At 62.0% G+C, this 18,202-nt stretch carries 13 protein-coding genes, 4 tRNA genes and 1 other RNA gene; 11 read left to right on the forward strand and 7 right to left on the reverse strand.

The window, feature by feature from the left end; genetic code table 11:
- Positions 1–4: 4 nt before the first annotated feature.
- Complete coding sequence (gene gltX / locus ACJ8HH_RS13245) at positions 5–1,420, reverse strand: glutamate--tRNA ligase (RefSeq protein ID WP_015378659.1); 1,416 nt, start codon at positions 1,418–1,420, stop codon at positions 5–7.
- Positions 1,421–1,714: 294 nt separating this feature from the next.
- On the opposite strand from gltX, the gene ACJ8HH_RS13250 reads away from it, so the two are divergent.
- From ACJ8HH_RS13250 to ACJ8HH_RS13290, 9 genes are all read left to right on the forward strand, one after another.
- Positions 1,715–1,790, forward strand: a tRNA-Val gene (locus ACJ8HH_RS13250).
- 28 nt (positions 1,791–1,818) lie between these two features.
- Positions 1,819–1,894 (forward strand) — tRNA-Val (locus ACJ8HH_RS13255).
- Between the two features lie 38 nt (positions 1,895–1,932).
- Positions 1,933–2,008, forward strand: a tRNA-Val gene (locus ACJ8HH_RS13260).
- Positions 2,009–2,015: 7 nt separating this feature from the next.
- A tRNA-Lys gene (locus ACJ8HH_RS13265) sits at positions 2,016–2,091 on the forward strand.
- 76 nt (positions 2,092–2,167) lie between these two features.
- A non-coding RNA gene (locus ACJ8HH_RS13270) (RtT sRNA) lies at positions 2,168–2,291 on the forward strand.
- Positions 2,292–2,496: 205 nt separating this feature from the next.
- Entirely contained in the window at positions 2,497–3,504 is a 1,008-nt protein-coding gene (gene fepB / locus ACJ8HH_RS13275; protein ID WP_041036157.1) for a Fe2+-enterobactin ABC transporter substrate-binding protein, read from the forward strand.
- 214 nt (positions 3,505–3,718) lie between these two features.
- On the forward strand, positions 3,719–4,774 hold the full coding sequence (gene fepD / locus ACJ8HH_RS13280) for a Fe(3+)-siderophore ABC transporter permease (RefSeq protein ID WP_033635435.1): 1,056 nt from the start codon (positions 3,719–3,721) through the stop codon (positions 4,772–4,774).
- Positions 4,774–5,811 (forward strand): iron-enterobactin ABC transporter permease, encoded by a 1,038-nt coding sequence (gene fepG, locus ACJ8HH_RS13285; RefSeq protein WP_033635436.1) that lies wholly within the window; start codon positions 4,774–4,776, stop codon positions 5,809–5,811. Before fepD ends, fepG begins: the two co-directional genes overlap by 1 nt.
- Before the next feature lie 17 nt (positions 5,812–5,828).
- Positions 5,829–6,635 carry an ABC transporter ATP-binding protein gene (locus tag ACJ8HH_RS13290; RefSeq protein WP_033649861.1) on the forward strand — a complete coding sequence of 269 codons (807 nt, stop codon included), beginning with the start codon at positions 5,829–5,831 and terminating at the stop codon, positions 6,633–6,635.
- 37 nt (positions 6,636–6,672) lie between these two features.
- Here ACJ8HH_RS13290 and fes read toward each other — a convergent pair whose 3' ends face one another.
- The gene (fes, locus tag ACJ8HH_RS13295) at positions 6,673–7,956 is read right to left on the reverse strand and encodes an enterochelin esterase (RefSeq protein ID WP_033649829.1); all 1,284 of its coding nucleotides are present in this window, start codon (positions 7,954–7,956) and stop codon (positions 6,673–6,675) included.
- 277 nt (positions 7,957–8,233) lie between these two features.
- Between fes and ACJ8HH_RS13300 the strand changes: the two genes are divergently transcribed.
- Positions 8,234–10,396, forward strand: a complete 2,163-nt coding sequence (locus ACJ8HH_RS13300; RefSeq protein ID WP_033649830.1) for a TonB-dependent siderophore receptor — start codon at positions 8,234–8,236, stop codon at positions 10,394–10,396.
- Positions 10,397–10,431: 35 nt separating this feature from the next.
- Here the strand turns inward: ACJ8HH_RS13300 and ACJ8HH_RS13305 are convergent, their stop codons facing one another.
- From ACJ8HH_RS13305 to budA, 3 genes are all read right to left on the reverse strand, one after another.
- Positions 10,432–12,018 (reverse strand): ABC transporter substrate-binding protein, encoded by a 1,587-nt coding sequence (locus ACJ8HH_RS13305; RefSeq protein WP_033649831.1) that lies wholly within the window; start codon positions 12,016–12,018, stop codon positions 10,432–10,434.
- A 142-nt stretch (positions 12,019–12,160) separates the two neighbouring features.
- Entirely contained in the window at positions 12,161–13,846 is a 1,686-nt protein-coding gene (gene alsS, locus ACJ8HH_RS13310) for an acetolactate synthase AlsS (RefSeq protein WP_033635442.1), read from the reverse strand.
- Between the two features lie 32 nt (positions 13,847–13,878).
- Complete coding sequence (gene budA, locus ACJ8HH_RS13315; RefSeq protein ID WP_033635443.1) at positions 13,879–14,658, reverse strand: acetolactate decarboxylase; 780 nt, start codon at positions 14,656–14,658, stop codon at positions 13,879–13,881.
- Between the two features lie 451 nt (positions 14,659–15,109).
- On the opposite strand from budA, the gene ACJ8HH_RS13320 reads away from it, so the two are divergent.
- Positions 15,110–16,012 carry a LysR family transcriptional regulator gene (locus ACJ8HH_RS13320; RefSeq protein ID WP_033635445.1) on the forward strand — a complete coding sequence of 301 codons (903 nt, stop codon included), beginning with the start codon at positions 15,110–15,112 and terminating at the stop codon, positions 16,010–16,012.
- On the opposite strand, the gene eutC is transcribed toward ACJ8HH_RS13320, so the two are convergent.
- Complete coding sequence (gene eutC, locus ACJ8HH_RS13325; RefSeq protein ID WP_060430410.1) at positions 15,991–16,782, reverse strand: ethanolamine ammonia-lyase subunit EutC; 792 nt, start codon at positions 16,780–16,782, stop codon at positions 15,991–15,993. The genes ACJ8HH_RS13320 and eutC overlap by 22 nt on opposite strands.
- Positions 16,779–18,164 (reverse strand): ethanolamine ammonia-lyase subunit EutB, encoded by a 1,386-nt coding sequence (locus ACJ8HH_RS13330; protein WP_060451750.1) that lies wholly within the window; start codon positions 18,162–18,164, stop codon positions 16,779–16,781. Before ACJ8HH_RS13330 ends, eutC begins: the two co-directional genes overlap by 4 nt.
- Positions 18,165–18,202 lie beyond the last annotated feature (38 nt).

The following is an 18,202-nucleotide window of genomic DNA, read 5'->3' on the forward strand; positions in this document are numbered from 1 at the left end:
CGAATCAAGCTTGCGCTTCGCGCTCGGCGATGTAAGCCAGCGCCATGTCGATGCGCTGCAGCGAACGCTTCTGGCCGATAGCATGCACGGTCACGTCCATGCCCGGCGACTGACCGGCGCCGGTCACCGCAACGCGCAGCGGCATGCCGACTTTACCCATGCCGACACCCAGCTCATCCGCAGTGCCCTGAATGGCGTCGTGCACGTTTTCCGGCGTCCAGACGGTGATGGCGGCCAGCTTGGCGCGCACCGCCTCCAGCGGCTGACGCGCCACCGGGCGCAGGTGCTTCTTGGCCGCGTCTGCATCGAACTCGCTGAAGTCTTCATAGAAGTAGCGGCAGGACTCCGCCATTTCTTTCAGCGTTTTGCAACGCTCGCCCAGCAGCTTGACGATGTCTTTCAGTTCCGGGCCGTTGCGGGTTTCAAGGCCCAGTTGCTCAACGTGCCACGCCAGATGCACCGCCACTTCTTCCGCCGGCATATGGTTGATGTAGTGGTGGTTCAGCCACTGCAGCTTCTCGGTGTTGAACGCGCTGGCGGATTTGTTGATCGCTTCCAGCGTGAAGAACTCTTTCATCTCATCGATGGAGAAGATCTCCTGATCGCCATGGGACCAGCCCAGACGCACCAGGTAGTTCAGCAGCGCCTGGGGCAGATAGCCGTCGTCGCGGTACTGCATAACGCCCACGGCGCCGTGACGCTTGGACAGCTTTTTACCGTCGTCGCCGAGGATCATCGACACGTGTGCGTATTCCGGCACCGGCGCGCCCAGCGCTTTGAGAATGTTGATCTGGCGCGGGGTGTTGTTGATATGGTCTTCGCCGCGGATCACGTGGGTGATCTCCATGTCCCAGTCATCGACGACGACGCAGAAGTTATAGGTTGGCGAACCATCGGTACGGCGGATGATCAGATCGTCCAGCTCCTGGTTGCTGAATTCGATCGGGCCGCGAATTTTGTCGTCGAAGATCACCGAGCCTTCCTGCGGGTTGCGGAAGCGCACCACGTGCGGCTCGTCGTCGGTGTGGCTGCACTGGCTGTCGCGGCAGTGGCCGTCGTAGCGCGGCTTCTCGCCGTTTTCCATCTGCTTCTCGCGCAGCGCTTCCAGACGTTCCTTGGAGCAATAGCATTTATAGGCAGTGCCCTGCTCCAGCATCTCGTCGATGACCGCGTTGTAACGATCGAAACGCTTGGTCTGGAAATACGGGCCTTCATCCCAATCTAGGTTCAACCAGTTCATGCCATCCATAATTGCGTCGATCGCGTCCTGGGTGGAGCGTTCCAGATCGGTATCTTCGATACGCAGAACGAACTCACCGCCCGCATGGCGGCTGAACAACCAGGAATAAAGTGCGGTACGCGCGCCGCCGACGTGAAGATAGCCGGTCGGGCTCGGTGCAAAACGGGTTTTGATTTTCATTGGGTTCACTGCCTTATTACGCAACGCGTGTCGGCGGTTGCCGACGATTGCTCGGAATTGAAAAAAGAGTGGACGACATTGTATCACCACGCGCTAATTCCTCAACGCCGACACGATATTGCGCCGGTCGATTTCGCGCGTTTTGCGGTGAGTTTCGCATAGCGTTGCGCAAAGAATCGGCGCCGTTGGCGATAATTATCGCGCCCTGCCTAAATTTGCGGCGAACGATTGAAATCATTTTAAAAACCGTTGACTCACTTTGAACTATCCCTATAATGCGACTCCAACAAGACGGGGCGATTAGCTCAGTTGGTAGAGCATCTCCTTTACACGGAGGGGGTCGGCGGTTCGAGCCCGTCATCGCCCACCATCTTGTTGAGAAAAATGAGAACGAATGAGGGTGATTAGCTCAGTTGGTAGAGCATCTCCTTTACACGGAGGGGGTCGGCGGTTCGAGCCCGTCATCACCCACCATCATTCTCTCGTTTAGCAGTACCTGGAAGTCCTGAAGTGGGTGATTAGCTCAGTTGGTAGAGCATCTCCTTTACACGGAGGGGGTCGGCGGTTCGAGCCCGTCATCACCCACCACTTCTGCGGGTCGTTAGCTCAGTTGGTAGAGCAGTTGACTTTTAATCAATTGGTCGCAGGTTCGAATCCTGCACGACCCACCAATTCAGAAAAAAGCGCCTTTGGGCGCTTTTTTCGTTTCTGCGCCCCCCCAACTCTGACTTTATCTTCTTGCAGGCATAGTTTACCGAGTCGTGAAGGATGAAGAACCGTAGAGGTTCGAGCATCGCGCAGCGATACGACAACGCGCAGCGTTGCCCGCAGGGTGAGGCCAAAGGCCGAATCAATCCTGCACGACCCACCAATTCAGAGAAAAGCGCCTTTTGGCGCTTTTTTCGTTTCTGCCGCACTCACCTCCACTTTCTCCTTATTCTCACTATTCACCACGCGCTGAGATACGAATGGTTATCATTTTGCCGGCTTGGATGGTAAATTAGCGGGCATCCACCACGCAGCCAATCCGCCGCCGGATTGATAAGCCTTAGTTCAAGGAAAGAAAGAGCCCGCTCATGACCCTATCCTTACGCCAGCTGTTCATTGCATTTATCGCCACTTCCAGCCTGCTGCTCAGCGGCTGCGGCCCGGACGACCAGAGCGACGGGCAGAAACCGTCCGCCCCCGCTGCCGACAGCAGTTGGCCGCGCACCATCGACAGCGCCAAAGGGAAATTCACGCTGGAAAAACCGCCGCAGCGCATCGTGTCCACCAGCGTCACCATCACCGGCACGCTGCTGGCTATTGACGCCCCGGTGGTCGCCAGCGCCGCCACCAGCCCAAATCCCCTGGTGGCCGATAAGCAAGGCTTCTTTACCCAGTGGAGCGAAGTGGCCAAACAGCGCCACGTCGAACGGCTGTATCAGGTGGAGCCCAATGCCGAAGCCGTCGCCGCCGCCGCACCGGATTTGATCGTCGTCGCCGCCACCGGCGGTGATTCGGCGTTGAAGCTGTATGACCAGCTGTCCGCCATTGCGCCGACGCTGGTGCTCGACTATGGCGACAAAAGCTGGCAGCAGCTGGCCAGCGAGCTCGGCGAGATCACCGGCCATGAAGCCGGCGCCAAACAGGCGGAGGATCGTTTCGAACAGCGCGTGGAGCAAGTGAAGCAGGCGATCGCGCTGCCGCCGCAGCCGACCACTCCGCTGGTGTATGCCGACAACGGCCGCGAGGCCATGCTGTGGACGCCGGGTTCCGCCCAGGGCAAGCTGCTGACCCAGCTCGGCTTCCAGCTGGCCACCCCGCCGGAAAGCGCCAAAGGCAACACCAGCATGGGTAAACGCCATGACATCATCCAGATCTCCGGCGAAAAAATGGCCGAAGGCCTGAACGGCAAAACGCTGATCCTGTTCGCCACCAACGAGCGCAAAGTGCAAGAGGTGCTGGCCAACCCATTCCTCAAACATCTGGAGCCGGTGGAACAGCGGCACGTCTACGCCGTCGGCAACGACACTTTCCGTCTCGATTACTACAGCGCCACCAACATGCTGAACCAAATCGAACGGCTGTTCAAAAAGCCCTGAACCACGCCGTCGGCAGGCCAGCCTCCTGCCGACGTTTGCCATAAACAGGGCAACCGTTCACATTCAATCAATTGAAATATCAATAGTTATTAACATCGTCACCGCACCTGCGCCACCAACCGGCGGGTGCATGCGGGCGTAAACTCGTGCTACTATTAGCGCCCGCATGAACGCAAATAACAATGAGAATAAAAATCATACAGGAGTTACCGGTGTGAACGTACCCACTCCGACTGAGCGGACGCTTTCGTCCGCACCGCACGCAGCTTACGCCAGTGGCTTCAAACGCATCGCCGGGTTCGGTATCGGCTTGGCGCTGTTGCTGCTGTGCATCATTGCCAGCCTGATGCTGGGTTCCAAAGCCATCCCCTTCCATACCGTCTGGCTCAGCCTGCAAGGCGCCGCGAGCGGTTCCGACAGCACCATCATTCTCAACGCCCGGGTGCCCCGTACGTTGGCGGGCATCTTGGCCGGCATGGCGCTCGGCGCCGCCGGCGCGCTGATTCAGGCCTTGACGCGCAATCCGTTGGCCGATCCCGGCGTGCTCGGCATCAACGCCGGCGCCAGCTTCGCCGTGGTCATCGGCATCATGTTTTTCGGCGCCGCCACCACCGAAAGCTATATGGCCTACGCCTTTGTCGGCGCCGCCCTCACCACCCTGCTGGTCTACCTGATCGGCACGCTGGCGGGCGGGCGCATCAACCCGGTGCGGCTGACGCTGGCCGGTGTGGCGATCGGCGCGGTGCTGCTCGGCATCACCACCGGGCTGTCGCTGATCGATCCGCAAACCTTCGACCAACTGCGCTTCTGGCAGGCCGGCACGCTGGATATCCGCACGCTATCCACGCTGCCGGTCACCGCCCCCGCCATTTTGCTCGGCTGCCTGCTGACGCTGCTCATCGCCCGGCCGCTGAATACCATCGGCATGGGGGAAGATCTGGCTATCGCGCTCGGCGCGCGCGTGGTGCTGACTCAGGTCATCGCGGTGATCGCCATCACGCTGCTGTGCGGCGCGGCAACCGCCACCGTCGGCCCAATCAGCTTTATCGGCCTGATGGTGCCGCACATCGCCCGCTGGTGGGTCGGCCCCGACCAGCGCTGGATCCTGCCCTACTCCATGCTGCTGGCGCCGATTTTACTGCTGTGCGCCGACGTGGTCGGCCGTCTGCTGGCGGCCGGTGAGCTGCGGGTTTCCATCGTGGCGGCCTTCATCGGCGCGCCGGTGCTGATCTGGCTGGTGCGCCGCAAGAAAACGCTGGGGGGGCTGTGATGAGTCTGCCCCACACGTTGCATATCGGCCGCCCGGACGGCGTCATCAACTGGCGCATGCCGCTGCGCCTGCTGCTGGTCAACCTTTCGCTGCTGGCGTTGTGCCTGGCGATGGCCGTTGCCGCGCTGTGCTACGGCACGCTGCAGCTCTCGCTGGAGCAGGTCTTTGCCGCGCTCAGCGGCGAGGCGCCGAAAAATCTGGTCACCGTGGTCACCCAATGGCGCTTGCCACGTATCGCCATGGCGCTGCTGTTAGGCGCCGCGCTCGGCATGAGCGGCGCCATCTTCCAGTCGATTATCCGCAACCCGCTCGGCAGCCCGGACGTGATTGGCTTTAACATGGGGGCTTACACCGGCGCGCTGATCGCCATCACCCTGTTCAACGGCGGCTATTACTACATCGCCGGCGGCGCGCTGGCCGGCGGCATTCTCGCCGCGCTGGCCATCTACCTGCTGGCCTGGCGGCAAGGCATCGCCGGCTTCCGGCTGATCATCGTCGGCATCGCCATCAGCGCGGTATTGGTCTCCACCAATACCTGGCTGATCATCACCGCCTCGCTGGAGCGCGCCATGGACGCCGCCATGTGGCAGGCCGGTTCGCTCAACGGCATGACCTGGCAGAAAGCCCAACCCGCCACGGCGTTCATCGTGCTGGCGGCCGCGGCCGCGCTGCTGATGGGCAAACGGCTGCAGCTGCTGGAAATGGGCGACGACACGGCGCGCGCGCTGGGCGTGAACGCCGAAGGCAGCCGGCTGTGGCTGATGCTGTTCGGCGTCACCCTCACCGCCGCCGTCACCGCCACCGCCGGGCCGATTTCCTTTATCGCGCTGGCGGCGCCGCAGATCGCCCGCCGCCTGGCCGGCCAATCCTCGGTCACCCTGACGTCCTCGGCGCTGATGGGCGCGGCGCTGCTGCTCGGCGCCGACGTAGTGTCCCAACATCTTTTCGCACCGATCCAACTGCCGGTCGGGGTCGTGACCGTCTGTATCGGCGGCCTGTACCTGATTTGGCTGCTCATCCGTGAGGCCCGCAGATAATGAAGAATGACAATGCCATGAGCCACCGCCTGCACGCCTCGCATCTGAAGCTGGGCTACGACAATAAAATCATCGCTGACGATCTGAGCGTGGCGATCCCTGACGGCGCCTTCACGGTGATCGTCGGGCCGAACGCCTGCGGCAAATCGACGCTGCTGCGCGCCCTGTGCCGCCTGCTGAAACCCAGCGCCGGCGAGGTGATGCTGGACGGCAAAAACATCAGCAACTTCGCCACCAAGGCGCTGGCGCGCGAGCTTGGGCTGCTGCCGCAAACCTCGATCGCACCGGACAGCATTACCGTGGCGGATCTGGTGTCGCGCGGCCGCTACCCGCACCAGAGCCTGCTGAAACAGTGGACGCAGGCCGACAAACAGGCGGTGGAAGCCGCCATGGCGGCCACCAACGTCAGCCAGCTGGCGGACCGCAGCGTCGACGAGCTGTCCGGCGGGCAGCGCCAGCGCGTCTGGGTGGCGATGGCGTTGGCGCAGCAAACGCCGCTGCTGCTGCTGGATGAACCGACCACCTATCTGGACATCGCGCATCAGATCGAGCTGCTGGATCTGTTCCGCCAGCTCAACCGCGAGCACGGCCAAACCCTCATCGCGGTGCTGCACGATCTCAACCACGCCTGCCGCTATGCCGATCACATCATCGCTATGCGCGACGGCAAGATCGTGGCGGAGGGGAAACCGGCGGAGATCATCACCGCCGAGCTGGTGGAACGGGTATTCGGCATGCCGTGCATGATCATCGACGATCCGCTGTCCCACACGCCGCTGGTGATCCCGCGCGGCCGCTACCACTGCGACACGCCACAGGCATGAAAAAGGCCGGGTTAACCCGGCCTTCGTTTATCCATGACTAGGGAGCCAACAGCGCCCGCAATCCGTCGAGCAAACCGCCGCGCCAGCAGACGGCATCATGCCCGCCGGCGAACACGCGATAATCGACCCGATGCCCCGCCTCCACCAGCGCCCGATGCATTTGGCGATTGACCTGATGAATATCCCTCTCCCCTTCACCGGCTTCCTGAAAGACGCGCAGCGGCGTCGCGGCGCACAAGCCCCGCCGCACCTGTTCAGTCAACCAGCCGACGTCGGCGTCATACTCCTCAGCCGGGTTAATCATCGCTTCAATGTGCGGCCACCAGAAAGAACCCGACTGGGTCAATACGCAGCCGAAACGCTGCGGCCAATGCAACCCGGCATACAACGCCGCCAACCCGCCGTAACTCTGCCCCGCCACCACCGTGCGCTGCGGATCGTCGCTGTAAGGCGCACGCGCCGCCACCTGCGGCAGCAGCTCCTCTTGCACCGCCCGCCAGAAAGCCGCATTGCAGGCCAATTCTTCCGCACGCCGCGCCATGTCTATCACGTCGATAAACAGATAAAGCGCCGACGGCAGCCTTCCGTTAAGCGTCTCGGCGTCCAGTGCGGAAAAAATCGGTATGCCATGCAGCCAAAATTGCCCGTCCAGCAGTACGACTAACGGGCGGTCTTCCCCTGCGCCGGTGGCGTACAGCCAGATGTTGCGTCGGTTAGCCAATCGTTCGCTGTGCCAAAAGAAGTGCTGCAAACGCCCAGACGCGGCGGGCAATGCTTGCCCGGCGTCCAACGCCCGCCACGCTGATTGATCCGGTGCCGCCGGCAAATGTATCGCAGACAACGGGAAGCCGCGGCTGCTGCAGTGTGGCGCCACCGGATTGAGCGGATCATGGCGCATCAACGGAAACAACGAACACCACCACTGACGCTGCTGCTGCCGACGCTGAGCCGCATCGCCGGTAAAAGCGGGCGGCAGTTGCGCCGTCTCAATGGGTATAAAACTGTAACTGCCTCGCCAATCTTCGCGAACAGTGAACTGCCACCACCAAATATCGCTACCCGGCCGGCGTTCCAGACTCTGTGGCGAAGGGCTGTGATGGTCGGTCACGCAGTTGATATCGACATACACCTTTTTAATCGGCGAGCGCCGTTCATCACCCCACGGGTCGCGCCAAAAAAAGGTAACGCGCACCTGCGCTGCGGGCAGCGATTCGACGAGCGGCGTTCCCAACTCCGCGAGCTGACGCCACCAATCTTCTCCGCCGAGATCGGGCCTTTGCAGCAGGTTGAGCACCAGGCCATCGGCATGAAGCGAATGCATTTTTCCTTTTTCCCCTGTTCACCGCACCCGGCGTTTTTTGTTTTCTTGAATAATGCAAATGGTATTGAGAATCATTTGTATTTTCAATAAAATGTAACCAATTATAAATCAACACGCCTGGGGTCAACAAGGCCACTTCGAAGCGTGGCTCTGCAAAACGGTAAGCGATTCGTCCACCGTTCATTTATGGCAAGGAACTGCGCAGCCCTTCTCGGCGGCGCCAAATGAAAAAAGACAGCAATAGCTTGATATAAAATTGTTTTTTAAGGGATGAAAAATGTCAGAACACCCCCAAAATACCGCCAATCAACCTCTGCGTCACCCAGCCGCCAAGCTCTTGCTGACCTCAGCCATGCTGCTGGCGCCGGGCGTACAGGCCGGAACCGACAACGTTGAGCGTGATATCACCGTCGTCGCCGGCGCACAGGAAAACGTCACCGCGCCGCTGCAGGGCATCGTCGCCAAAGAAAGCGCGGCGGGAACCAAAAGCGCCGCGCCGTTGGTAAAAACGCCGCAGGCCATCACCGTCGTCACGCGCGATCAAATGGATCAGCAGGATGCGGCTTCCGTCGCTCAGGCGCTGCGATACTCCAGCGGCGTCGTGGCGGAATACCGCGGCACCTCTAACCGCAGCGACGAAGTGATCGTACGCGGCTTTCGTTACGCCCCAAAATATCTGGACGGCCTGAGCTATCAAAGCGGCCAGATCGACCCCTGGCTGCTTGAACGCGTTGAGGTGGTGCGCGGCCCGGCTTCTGTGCTGTACGGCCAGGCCAACCCGGGTGGGCTGGTGGCGATGACCAGCAAGCGGCCCGTCGCCCAGGCTATTCGCAAACTGCAATTGAGCGCGGGCAACCTGCATCAAGGAGAGGCCGCTTTCGACTTCGGCGGCGCATTGGACGAAGATGCCAAACTGCTGTATCGCCTTAACGGCATCGCCGGCACCAAAGAGACCGGTATCAAAGATCACAAGGAAAAACGCTTCGCCATCGCACCGGCGCTGACCTATATCGCCAATGAAGACACGACGTTCACCCTGTTGACCAGCTATCAAAAGGAACCGGAGAACGGCTACCGCAACTTCCTGCCGACCTCCGGCGTGGCGATCAAAAGCAGCGCCGGCTATCTGCCGTATGATTTCAACGTCAGCGATCCCGGTTTCAATCAGGCTCGCCGCGAACAAACCTCGTTCGGCTATATCTTCGAGCACTATATTAACGACGTTTTCTCTTTCCAGCAGAACATGCGTTACACCACGGTGGATGAACGTTACAAATATCTGGTGTTCATGTCGCAAGCCAAAAACAGCACGCTGCTGCAGCGCCGTCCGCAAAAAGATATCGTCAAATCCCATGAGCTGGGGTTGGATAACCAACTGAAAGCGCAATTCAGCACCGGCGACGTCGAGCACAGCGTGTTGACCGGCCTTGACTACAAGTGGAGCAAGGTCAATACCCAAAACTGGCGCGGCGACAGCGCGGGCTATTTCCTCGACTGGACTCGGCCGGTTTACGGCATGCCGGTCAACGAAAGCGCATTGCCGAAGGTCACCGATAACCGCAAGGTGCTGGACCAACTCGGCGTTTATCTGCAGGATCAGATGAGCTACGGCGGTTGGAATTTGTTGTTGTCGCTGCGCAACGACTGGACCGAGCTGCGCACTCAGGACATGTTGAGATCCAGCGACAGTCAGCAAAACGACACCAAGCTGACTGGCCGCAGCGGCCTGCTGTACGCCTTTGACAACGGCATTGCCCCGTACATCAGCTACAGCACATCGTTTGAACCCAACCTCGATACCGGCGCGCCGGGCACCGATCCGTTCAAGCCCACCACCGGTGAACAAACCGAAATCGGCGTGAAATTCCAGCCGAAGAACAGCAACACGCTGCTGACGCTGGCGTTGTTCGATCTGACGCAGAAAAACGTCAGCTCCACCAACCCGGTAACCAAATACAAGGAGCAGATCGGCAAAGTGCGCTCCAAGGGGCTGGAAGCCGAAGTGCATTCACAGCTCACCCCGGCCATCGCGCTCATGGCGGCCTACACCTATACCGACATCGTTACCAAAGAAACCTATGTCGACGATCAGCGCGGCAAGACGCTGGTGATGGTGCCGACGCACGCCGCCTCCGCCTGGGGAACCTACAGCTTCCTGCAAGGGCCGCTGAAAGGCTTCTCCACAGGCGCTGGGGTACGCTACAACGGCGCCAGCCAAGGCAATGCGACCAACACCTACAAAGTGCCGGCCTTTACGCTGTATGACTGGATGGCGCGCTACGAATTGGCAGAAGTGGCTCCGAGCCTGGCAGGCGCCGCGCTGCAGGTTAACGTCAACAACCTGACCGACAAGCATTACGTTTCGTCCTGCGGCGGCGTGGACGCCTGTTTCTACGGCAGCGGCCGCACCGTCACCGCCACGGTCAGCTACAGCTGGTAAAACCTTTGGGCGCCGCATTGCCGCGGCGCCCTGCTTTATTTCTCCAGCGACACCTGCTTGAAGATGTGTTTGCCGAACGGGTCAATCTCGTAGCCTTTCACTTCCTTGCGCACCGGTTCGAAGATGGTCGAGTGCGCGATCATCAGCGCCGGCATCTGATCGTGCATCATCACCTGCGCCTGCTGGTACATCGCCACCCGCTTGGCGTGATCGTTCTCTTCGCGCGCCTGCAGGATCAGCTGGTCGAACGGTTTATAGCACCATTTCGCCGAGTTCGAACCGCCGAGCGAAGCGCAGGTGAACAGCGGCCCGAAGAAGTTGTCCGGATCGCCGTTGGCGGTGGTCCAGCCCATCAGCGCGGTCTGATGCTCGCCGTTTTTAATCCGCTGCAAATATTCGCCCCACTCGAAGGTGACGATTTTGGCGCGTACGCCGATCTTGGCCCAGTCGGCCTGGATCATCTCCGCCATACGCTTGGCGTTGGGATTGTAGGGCCGCTGCACCGGCATCGCCCACAGATCGATGTCGAACCCCTGCCCCAGCCCGGCCTCCTGCAACAGCTGCTTCGCCCGCTCCGGCGAATACGGGTAATCTTCAAGCTGCGCGTTGCTGCCCCACTGGGTCGGCGGCAGCAGATTCTTGGCCGGCTGGCCGGCGCCGTGGAACACCGCCTCGATGATCGCCGGCTTGTTGACCGCCAGCGCCAACGCCTGGCGCACCTTGACGTTATCCAACGGTTTCTTCTGGGTGTTGAACGCCAGGAAGCCGATATTCAAGCCGGATTTTTCCATCACCTGAAGGTTGCCGTCCTGCCGCATGCGCGCCAGATCCGCCGGATTGGGGAACGGCATCACCTGACACTCGTTCTTTTGCAGCTTGGCGTAACGCACCGTCGCATCCGGCGTGATCGAAAACACCAGCCGGTCGATCTTCGGTTTGCCTTCCCAGTAACGATCGAACGCCTTGTAGAGGATTTTCGCGTCTTTCTGATACTGCACCAGTTGGAACGGCCCGGTGCCGATCGGATCGTTGTCCACCCACTGCGGCGTACCGGCCTTCAGCATCGCGTCGGCATATTCCGCCGAAAAAATGGTGGCGAAGTACATGCCCAGATCGGCGACGAACGGCGCCTCGGCGCGGGAGAGCTCAAAGCGCACGGTGTTGTCGTCCACCTTGACGATCCGGTCGATCAGCGTGCCGAACTCCATCGACTCGAAGTTGGTGTAGGCGCCGTTGGAGACCTTGTGATACGGGTTGTTGGCGTCCTTTTGCCGCATAAACGAGAAGATGACGTCATCGGCGTTGAAATCGCGGGTGGGCGTGAAATATTTATTGCTCTGGAATGCCACGCCCTTGCGCAGGTGGAAGGTATAGCGCTTGCCGTCCTCGCTCACCTCCCAGCTTTCCGCCAGGCTGGGTTGCAGCTCGACGGTGCCGGGTTTGAAGTCCACCAGCCGGTTGTAGATCGCCGCCGAACTGGCGTCCACCGTGGTGCCGGAGGTGAACAGCTGCGGGTTGAAGCCTTCCGGCGAGCCTTCGGAACAGTAGACCAGTGTATTGGCCCGCGCGCCGCCGGCAATCGCCAACGCCAGCAGCCCGATCGTTATTGCTTTTCTTTTCATTGCGCTATCCCCAGTGGTGAAAAAACAGCCCAACGGTTAGCAATAAATCATGCGGTTAGCGATGTAAAGGACAAATTCCGCGCATAAAAACGGGCAGGCGCGCATGCGGCCTGCCCGGTGAAACGGCGCGAGGATGATGAAATTAAATCATCTGGCTGAAGTTCATCTGCGCCATCAGCTTATAGTTGTCGGCGTAGTCGACCGGAATGGCCACCACCACCGGCCCCTGGATCGCCATCGCCTTGCGCAGCATCGGCCGCAGATCGTCCACCGACTGCACGGCGAAACCGACCGCGCCGCAGGATTCCGCGTAGGCTTTGAAGTCGATCGGCCCAAACTCCACGCCGGATTTGCGCTGGTATTTGTTCACTTCCTGCATCTCCACCATGTTGTAGGCGTTATCGACCCAGATGACGTGCACGATGTTGTTTTTCAGCCGCACCGCGGTCTCCAGCTCCATGCTCGACTGCATGAACCCGCCGTCGCCGGAGATCGACACCACTTTATCGCCAGGGCGCACCAGCGCCGCGCCGATGGCCCACGGCAACGCCACCCCCATGGTTTGCTGGCCGTTGGAGATCAACAGCTGACGGGCGCGGAAGCTGTACAGGTAGCGGGCGATCCAGATATGGAAACTGCCCATGTCCACGCACAGGGTTACGTCGTCGCTGACGATGTCCTGCAGTTCCTTGACGATGCGCAGCGGATGGATCGGCATGCCGCCGCGGCGGGCGGCGCGCTCCGCCAGTTCCGTGCGCTGGCGGCCGAGATCGGTGAGGATCAGCTCCACCTCCGGCGGCACGCAGACCGCCTCAGTGAACGTTTCGGTCATCATGTTCAGCGTGGCGCTGATGTTGCCCACCAGCTCGACGTCCGGCCGATAGCAGGTGTCGATATCCGCCGGCAGCACGTCGATGTGCACCAGTTTCAGCCGCCCGTGGCTGTTCCACATGCAGGGATCGTATTCGATCGGATCATAGCCGACGCTGACCACCAGATCGGCCTTCTGCAACAGCTGATCGGCCGGCTGGTTGTTGAACAGGCCGACGCGGCCGGCGAAACGGGCGAAGTGGTTGACGTCGATCACCCCCGCCGCCTGATAGGTGCCGACCACCGGCATATGGGTGCGGTACAGCAGATGGCGCACCGCTTCGCTGTTCTCCGGCCGGCTGGCCTGCAGGCCGAGCAGCAATACCGGGCATTTGGCCTGGCGGATCAGTTTCACCGCCGCCTGAATGTCGTCCGCCGCGGCGGCCCCCATGCGCGGCAAGCGGCAGCCGGCCAGCACCGGCGCGCTGACCGGTTCATTGACGATATCCATCGGCAGGCTGACGAACGATGCCCCCGGCCGGCCGAACTCGGCGCGGCGAAAGGCGTTGGCGATCACCTCGGAAATTGCCGAACCGGCATGCACTTCGGCGCAATACTTGGTCACCGGCCGGAACATGCTGACGGTATCCATGCTCTGGTGCGTCTGTTTCAGGCTGTCGGCGCGCTTCACCGCCCCGCCGAAGGCCACCACCGCGTCCCCTTCCGAAGTGGCGGTGGCCAGCCCGGTGATCAGGTTGGAGCTGCCCGGCCCGGAGGTGACCAGCGCCACCCCGGCCTTGCCGGTCAAGCGGCCGACCGCCGCCGCCATAAAGGCCGCGTTGGCCTCATGCCGCACCACCACCGTTTCAATCGATGGCGCGTCCTCCAGCGAGTCGAACACCCGGTCGATCTTGGCGCCCGGAATGCCGAAAACGTGTTTGACGCCCTGCGCTTCCAGGTTTTTCACCACCAAATCGGCGCCGCATTGCCAGTCATTGCCTGTTTTTTCCTGTGCCATGGTTCCACCTCCTAAGAAAACGATCGCCGGGGTTAGCCCTCGGCGGAACGAATCGCGCGATCCAAATCCTCTGGGCAGAGGTTGGCGCGCAAGAAATCCGCATCATGCGGCAACTGAAGATTGAGACGCGTGATGACGCCGAACTGCAGACGACCATGATCGAGCTGGTAGTCCAGCACGTGGCCGCCGCCGCTGCGGTCGTCGGTAACGAAGTGTTCGTGATAGCCGGCCACGCCGATGCCCTGCATGTAATCCGGCGAGCGGAAACCAACCAGCGTGCCGCGCCGCTGATGGAACGAGAAGGTCGGCTGCTCTTCTATCGCCTCCAGCATCGGGCGGTAGGGCCGCTCCTGGCGCGGCACGGTGCGGGTTTCCACGTGGCTGAACTCGCCGTCGACCCGCACCGCGCAAAACAGGTTCGGCGAGGCGACCTGCTCGTCGATGCACTGGTGCAGCTGCGCCTTGGTGATCGGCCGGTCGAACTGCTGGCTGACGCTGGGCTGGAAAAAGGTGACGACGGCGAAGGGGGTTTGCTGTTGCAGGCCGGCCGGCCGGGCGCTGCCGTCGGCGCGCAGCTGGTGTATTTCCTGGTCGAAAGCGATCAGTTCGCCGTCCAGGTGATTGAAGGTGCCGAGGCCGAAATCGCCGTGCTTGAGCAGCTCGGCAATGGTGGTTTCACCCTCGTAGACCCCGTCGATGAGCGCGCTCATCAGCGAGATTTGATAGATTTCGCCCTCCCCGGCGTTGATCGACTGCCTGGCAAAACCCTGCGCCAAATGGCGCGCACAGGCACACCCGTGTTTTTCGTTCATGACTGACTCCTCCACCAGCGCGAAACCGCGGTTCCGCGCGTTCAAAAGACCCACCGACGGTGAGCCAAGATGCCCCCCAAGGCGCGTTCATCAGTTGGAACGATTCAGCCTGAGGCGACAAAAAAACCGGCACGGCTGGCCGGCCGATAACCAGGCATCAAATCAGAATGAGATAAAGTAAAGGCTTACTAATCATTAAGACTGAACCGGTTATCAAATTGAACGGTTAATCTGGTGTTGGAGCGACAATCAACTCCGCAGGCGGCTCACGCGGCCTGGGAAAAACATCTGCTATTTGGTGCTAAGCGCCGCGAGGTTTATGCGTTTTCTCTCTATGCGGCCGGGATGGGACGGCGCCGAAGCCCGTCGTCAACCCGCAGCCAGAGTAGCCGCCGCGCCGCCGGCAGAGAAGCGGGTATTCATAAGAAACGCTTTTGCATATAATGCAAAAATGAATGACGCCCGCTATGTAGAACATCTGCCAATTTTTCTCGACGTCGCCCGCCTGGGCAGCTTTTCCGCTGCTGCGCGCCGGCTGGGCATGGTGCCCTCCTCGCTGGTGCGCCACATCGATGCCCTGGAAAGCGCGCTCGGCGCCGCGCTGTTCGTGCGCTCCACCCGTGGCCTGCTGCTGACCGACGCCGGCGAGCTGCTGCTGACGCGCGCCGCCGCGCTGATGACGGACATCACCGGCCTTCGCGCCGAGCTGAGCGCGCTGAACGAAACGCCGCAGGGCACGCTGCGCATCAGCTGCCTGCCAACCTTCGGCAAAACCTATGTGCTGCCGCTGCTGCCGACGCTGGCGGAACGCTACCCGCAGCTGTCGGTCGACCTCGATCTGACCGAACGCCAGACCGATCCGACGCAGGAGCGGCTCGACGCCGCCCTCCGCATCGGCGAACAGAAGGACAGCGCGCTGTATGCCAGCCGCATCGCCACCCAACGCTGGGTGATGTGCGCCAGCCCCGCCTACGTCGCCCGCTATGGCCTGCCGGCCGATCTGGAAGCGCTGCCGCAGCATCGGCTGATCGCCCGCTACCACAAGCAGCAGCCGGCCTGCTGGGCGCAGATCCTCGACGCGGCGCTGATGAACCGCTGCACCATGGCGCTGCGCTGCGACGACTTCACCGCGCAGCGCCAGGCCGCGCTGCTCGGGCTCGGCATCGCCTTTCTGCCCAACTGGGTGGTGGGGCCTGACGTGCAGCACGGGCAACTGGTGCAGATGCTCGAAGATCCGCGCCATGAGCAGCAAGGCATCTATCTGCTGCGCCCGATGGCGAAGGTGTCCGCCCGGCTGGCGGCCTTCACCGCCCTGCTGCAGCAAACCCTCGGTCAGCCGCCCAACTGGGGGTAAAGCGGCGTTACCCGGCCGCGCAGCGCCGGGTTGTCACTCTCGTCTTTCAGTTCGACGCCGGTCAGCCGGCGCTGGAACGCCTGCTCCAGCAGCCAGGCCAATTTGAACGCCGCCTGCGGGTAATCCAGCCCCTCGGGGCGCACGTTGGAGATGCAATTGCGCTCGGCGTCCGTTCTGTGCGCGTTCGGCCCCCAGGTCATATAGACACCCAGGCTGTCCGGCGACGACAGCCCCGGCCGTTCGCCGATCAGCACCGCCACCGCCCGGGCCTGCAGGCATTCGCCGATCTCATCCCCCAGCGCCACCCGCGCCTGATGCGCCAGCACCACCGGCGCAACGGTCAGCCCCAGCGTATCGAGATAGGGCCGCAGCGCCTGCAGCAGCGGCAGCGCCTGGCGGTGCACCGCCTTGGAGGAGAGGCCGTCCGCCACTATCAGCAGCAGATCGACGCGGCGCGATGGCGAACCGAGCAGCAGGCTGCGGCTATCCGACGCCAACCGCCGCCCCAGATCCGGCCGGCGCAGATAGGCGGCGCGGTCGGCGGCCTGGCTGTGCACCGCCAGCGTGGGCCAACCGGCATCGTGCAGATCCGCCGCCAGCCGCTCGCTGTCGAAAGGCTGATGCACCGCGTCGCGCGCCTGGGCATGAGCCAGGCCGAAGCGCAGCAGTTCGTCAGTCGGCAGGCTGGCGCCGGTGCGCCCCAGCGCGATGCGCGCATCGGTAAAGGCGCGCAGCGCGTCCCAGCTGTTGGCGTGAACCGGTTTGCTCATGTGCGTTCTCCCTGCAGCGCCAGCAACAGCGGATGATTGGCGGCAGCATCGCGCAGCCGCCCGCGTTCGTCGGTGATGTTCATCGCCGCCAACCAGGCGGCGAACTCTGGCGCGTGCTTCAGTTCCAGCAGCTCGCGGATATAGAGCGCGTCATGGAACGACGTGCTTTGGTAGTTGAGCATGATGTCGTCCGCGCCCGGCACGCCGATCAGGAACGTCAACCCGGCGGCGGCCAACAGCGTCAGCAGCGTGTCCATGTCGTCCTGATCGGCTTCGGCATGGTTGGTGTAGCAGACGTCGCAGCCCAGCGGCAGCCCGAGCAGCTTGCCGCAGAAGTGGTCCTCCAGCCCGGCGCGGATAATTTGCTTGCCGTCATACAGGTATTCGGGGCCGATAAACCCTACCACGGTGTTGATCAGCAGCGGCGAGAAATGGCGCGCCACCGCATAGGCGCGCGCCTCGCAGGTTTGCTGATCGACGCCGTGATGGGCGTTGGCCGACAGGCAGCTGCCCTGCCCGGTTTCGAAATACATCACGTTGTCGCCCAGCGTGCCGCGCCTGAGGCTCAGCGCCGCCTGCTGCGTTTCCTCCAGCAGCGCCAGATTAATGCCGAAGCCGCGATTGGCCGCTTCGGTACCGGCGATCGACTGAAACACCAGATCCACCGGCGCGCCGCGCTCTATCAGCCGCAGCGTGTTGGTCACGTGGGTCAGCACGCAGGATTGGGTGGGAATGGCAAAGCGCTGGATCACGTCGTCCAGCATGTAGTTGAGCTTTTCCAGCAGCGGCAGGCTGTCGCTGGCCGGATTGATGCCGACCACCGCGTCGCCGCTGCCGTACAACAGGCCGTCCAGCATGCTGGCGGCGATGCCCTGCAGGCTGTCGGTCGGGTGATTGGGCTGCAGCCGCACGCTGAGGTGGCCCGGCAGGCCAATCGTATTGCGAAAGCGCGTCACCACCCGGCACTTCTTGGCCACCAAAATCAGATCCTGATTGCGCATGATCTTGCTCACCGCCGCCGCCATCTCCGGCGTGATGCCGGCCGCCACCTGCGCCAGCATGGCGCTGTCCGCTTGCTCGCTCAACAGCCAGTCGCGAAAATCGCCGACCGTGAGGTGCGAGATGGGCTCGAAGGCGGCGGCATCGTGGCCGTCGATAATCAGGCGCGTCACCTCGTCCTGTTCGTACGGCACCAGCGCCTGCTGCAGGAACGTCTTGAGCGGCAAGTCCGCCAGCGCGATGCGCGCCGCCATGCGCTCTTCGGCGCTGTGCGCCGCCACCTCCGCCAGATAATCGCCGGAACGCGCCGGCGAAGCCTTCGCCATCAGCTGACGCAGATCGCCGAAGCGATAGCCGCGTTGGCCCACCGTTGCCTGATACATAGCCCCCTCCCTTGCCCCGAGTGACGAGATAAAAGCCC

The organism is Serratia sp. CY32780 (genome assembly GCF_052169135.1).
GTDB lineage: Bacteria > Pseudomonadota > Gammaproteobacteria > Enterobacterales > Enterobacteriaceae > Serratia > Serratia sarumanii.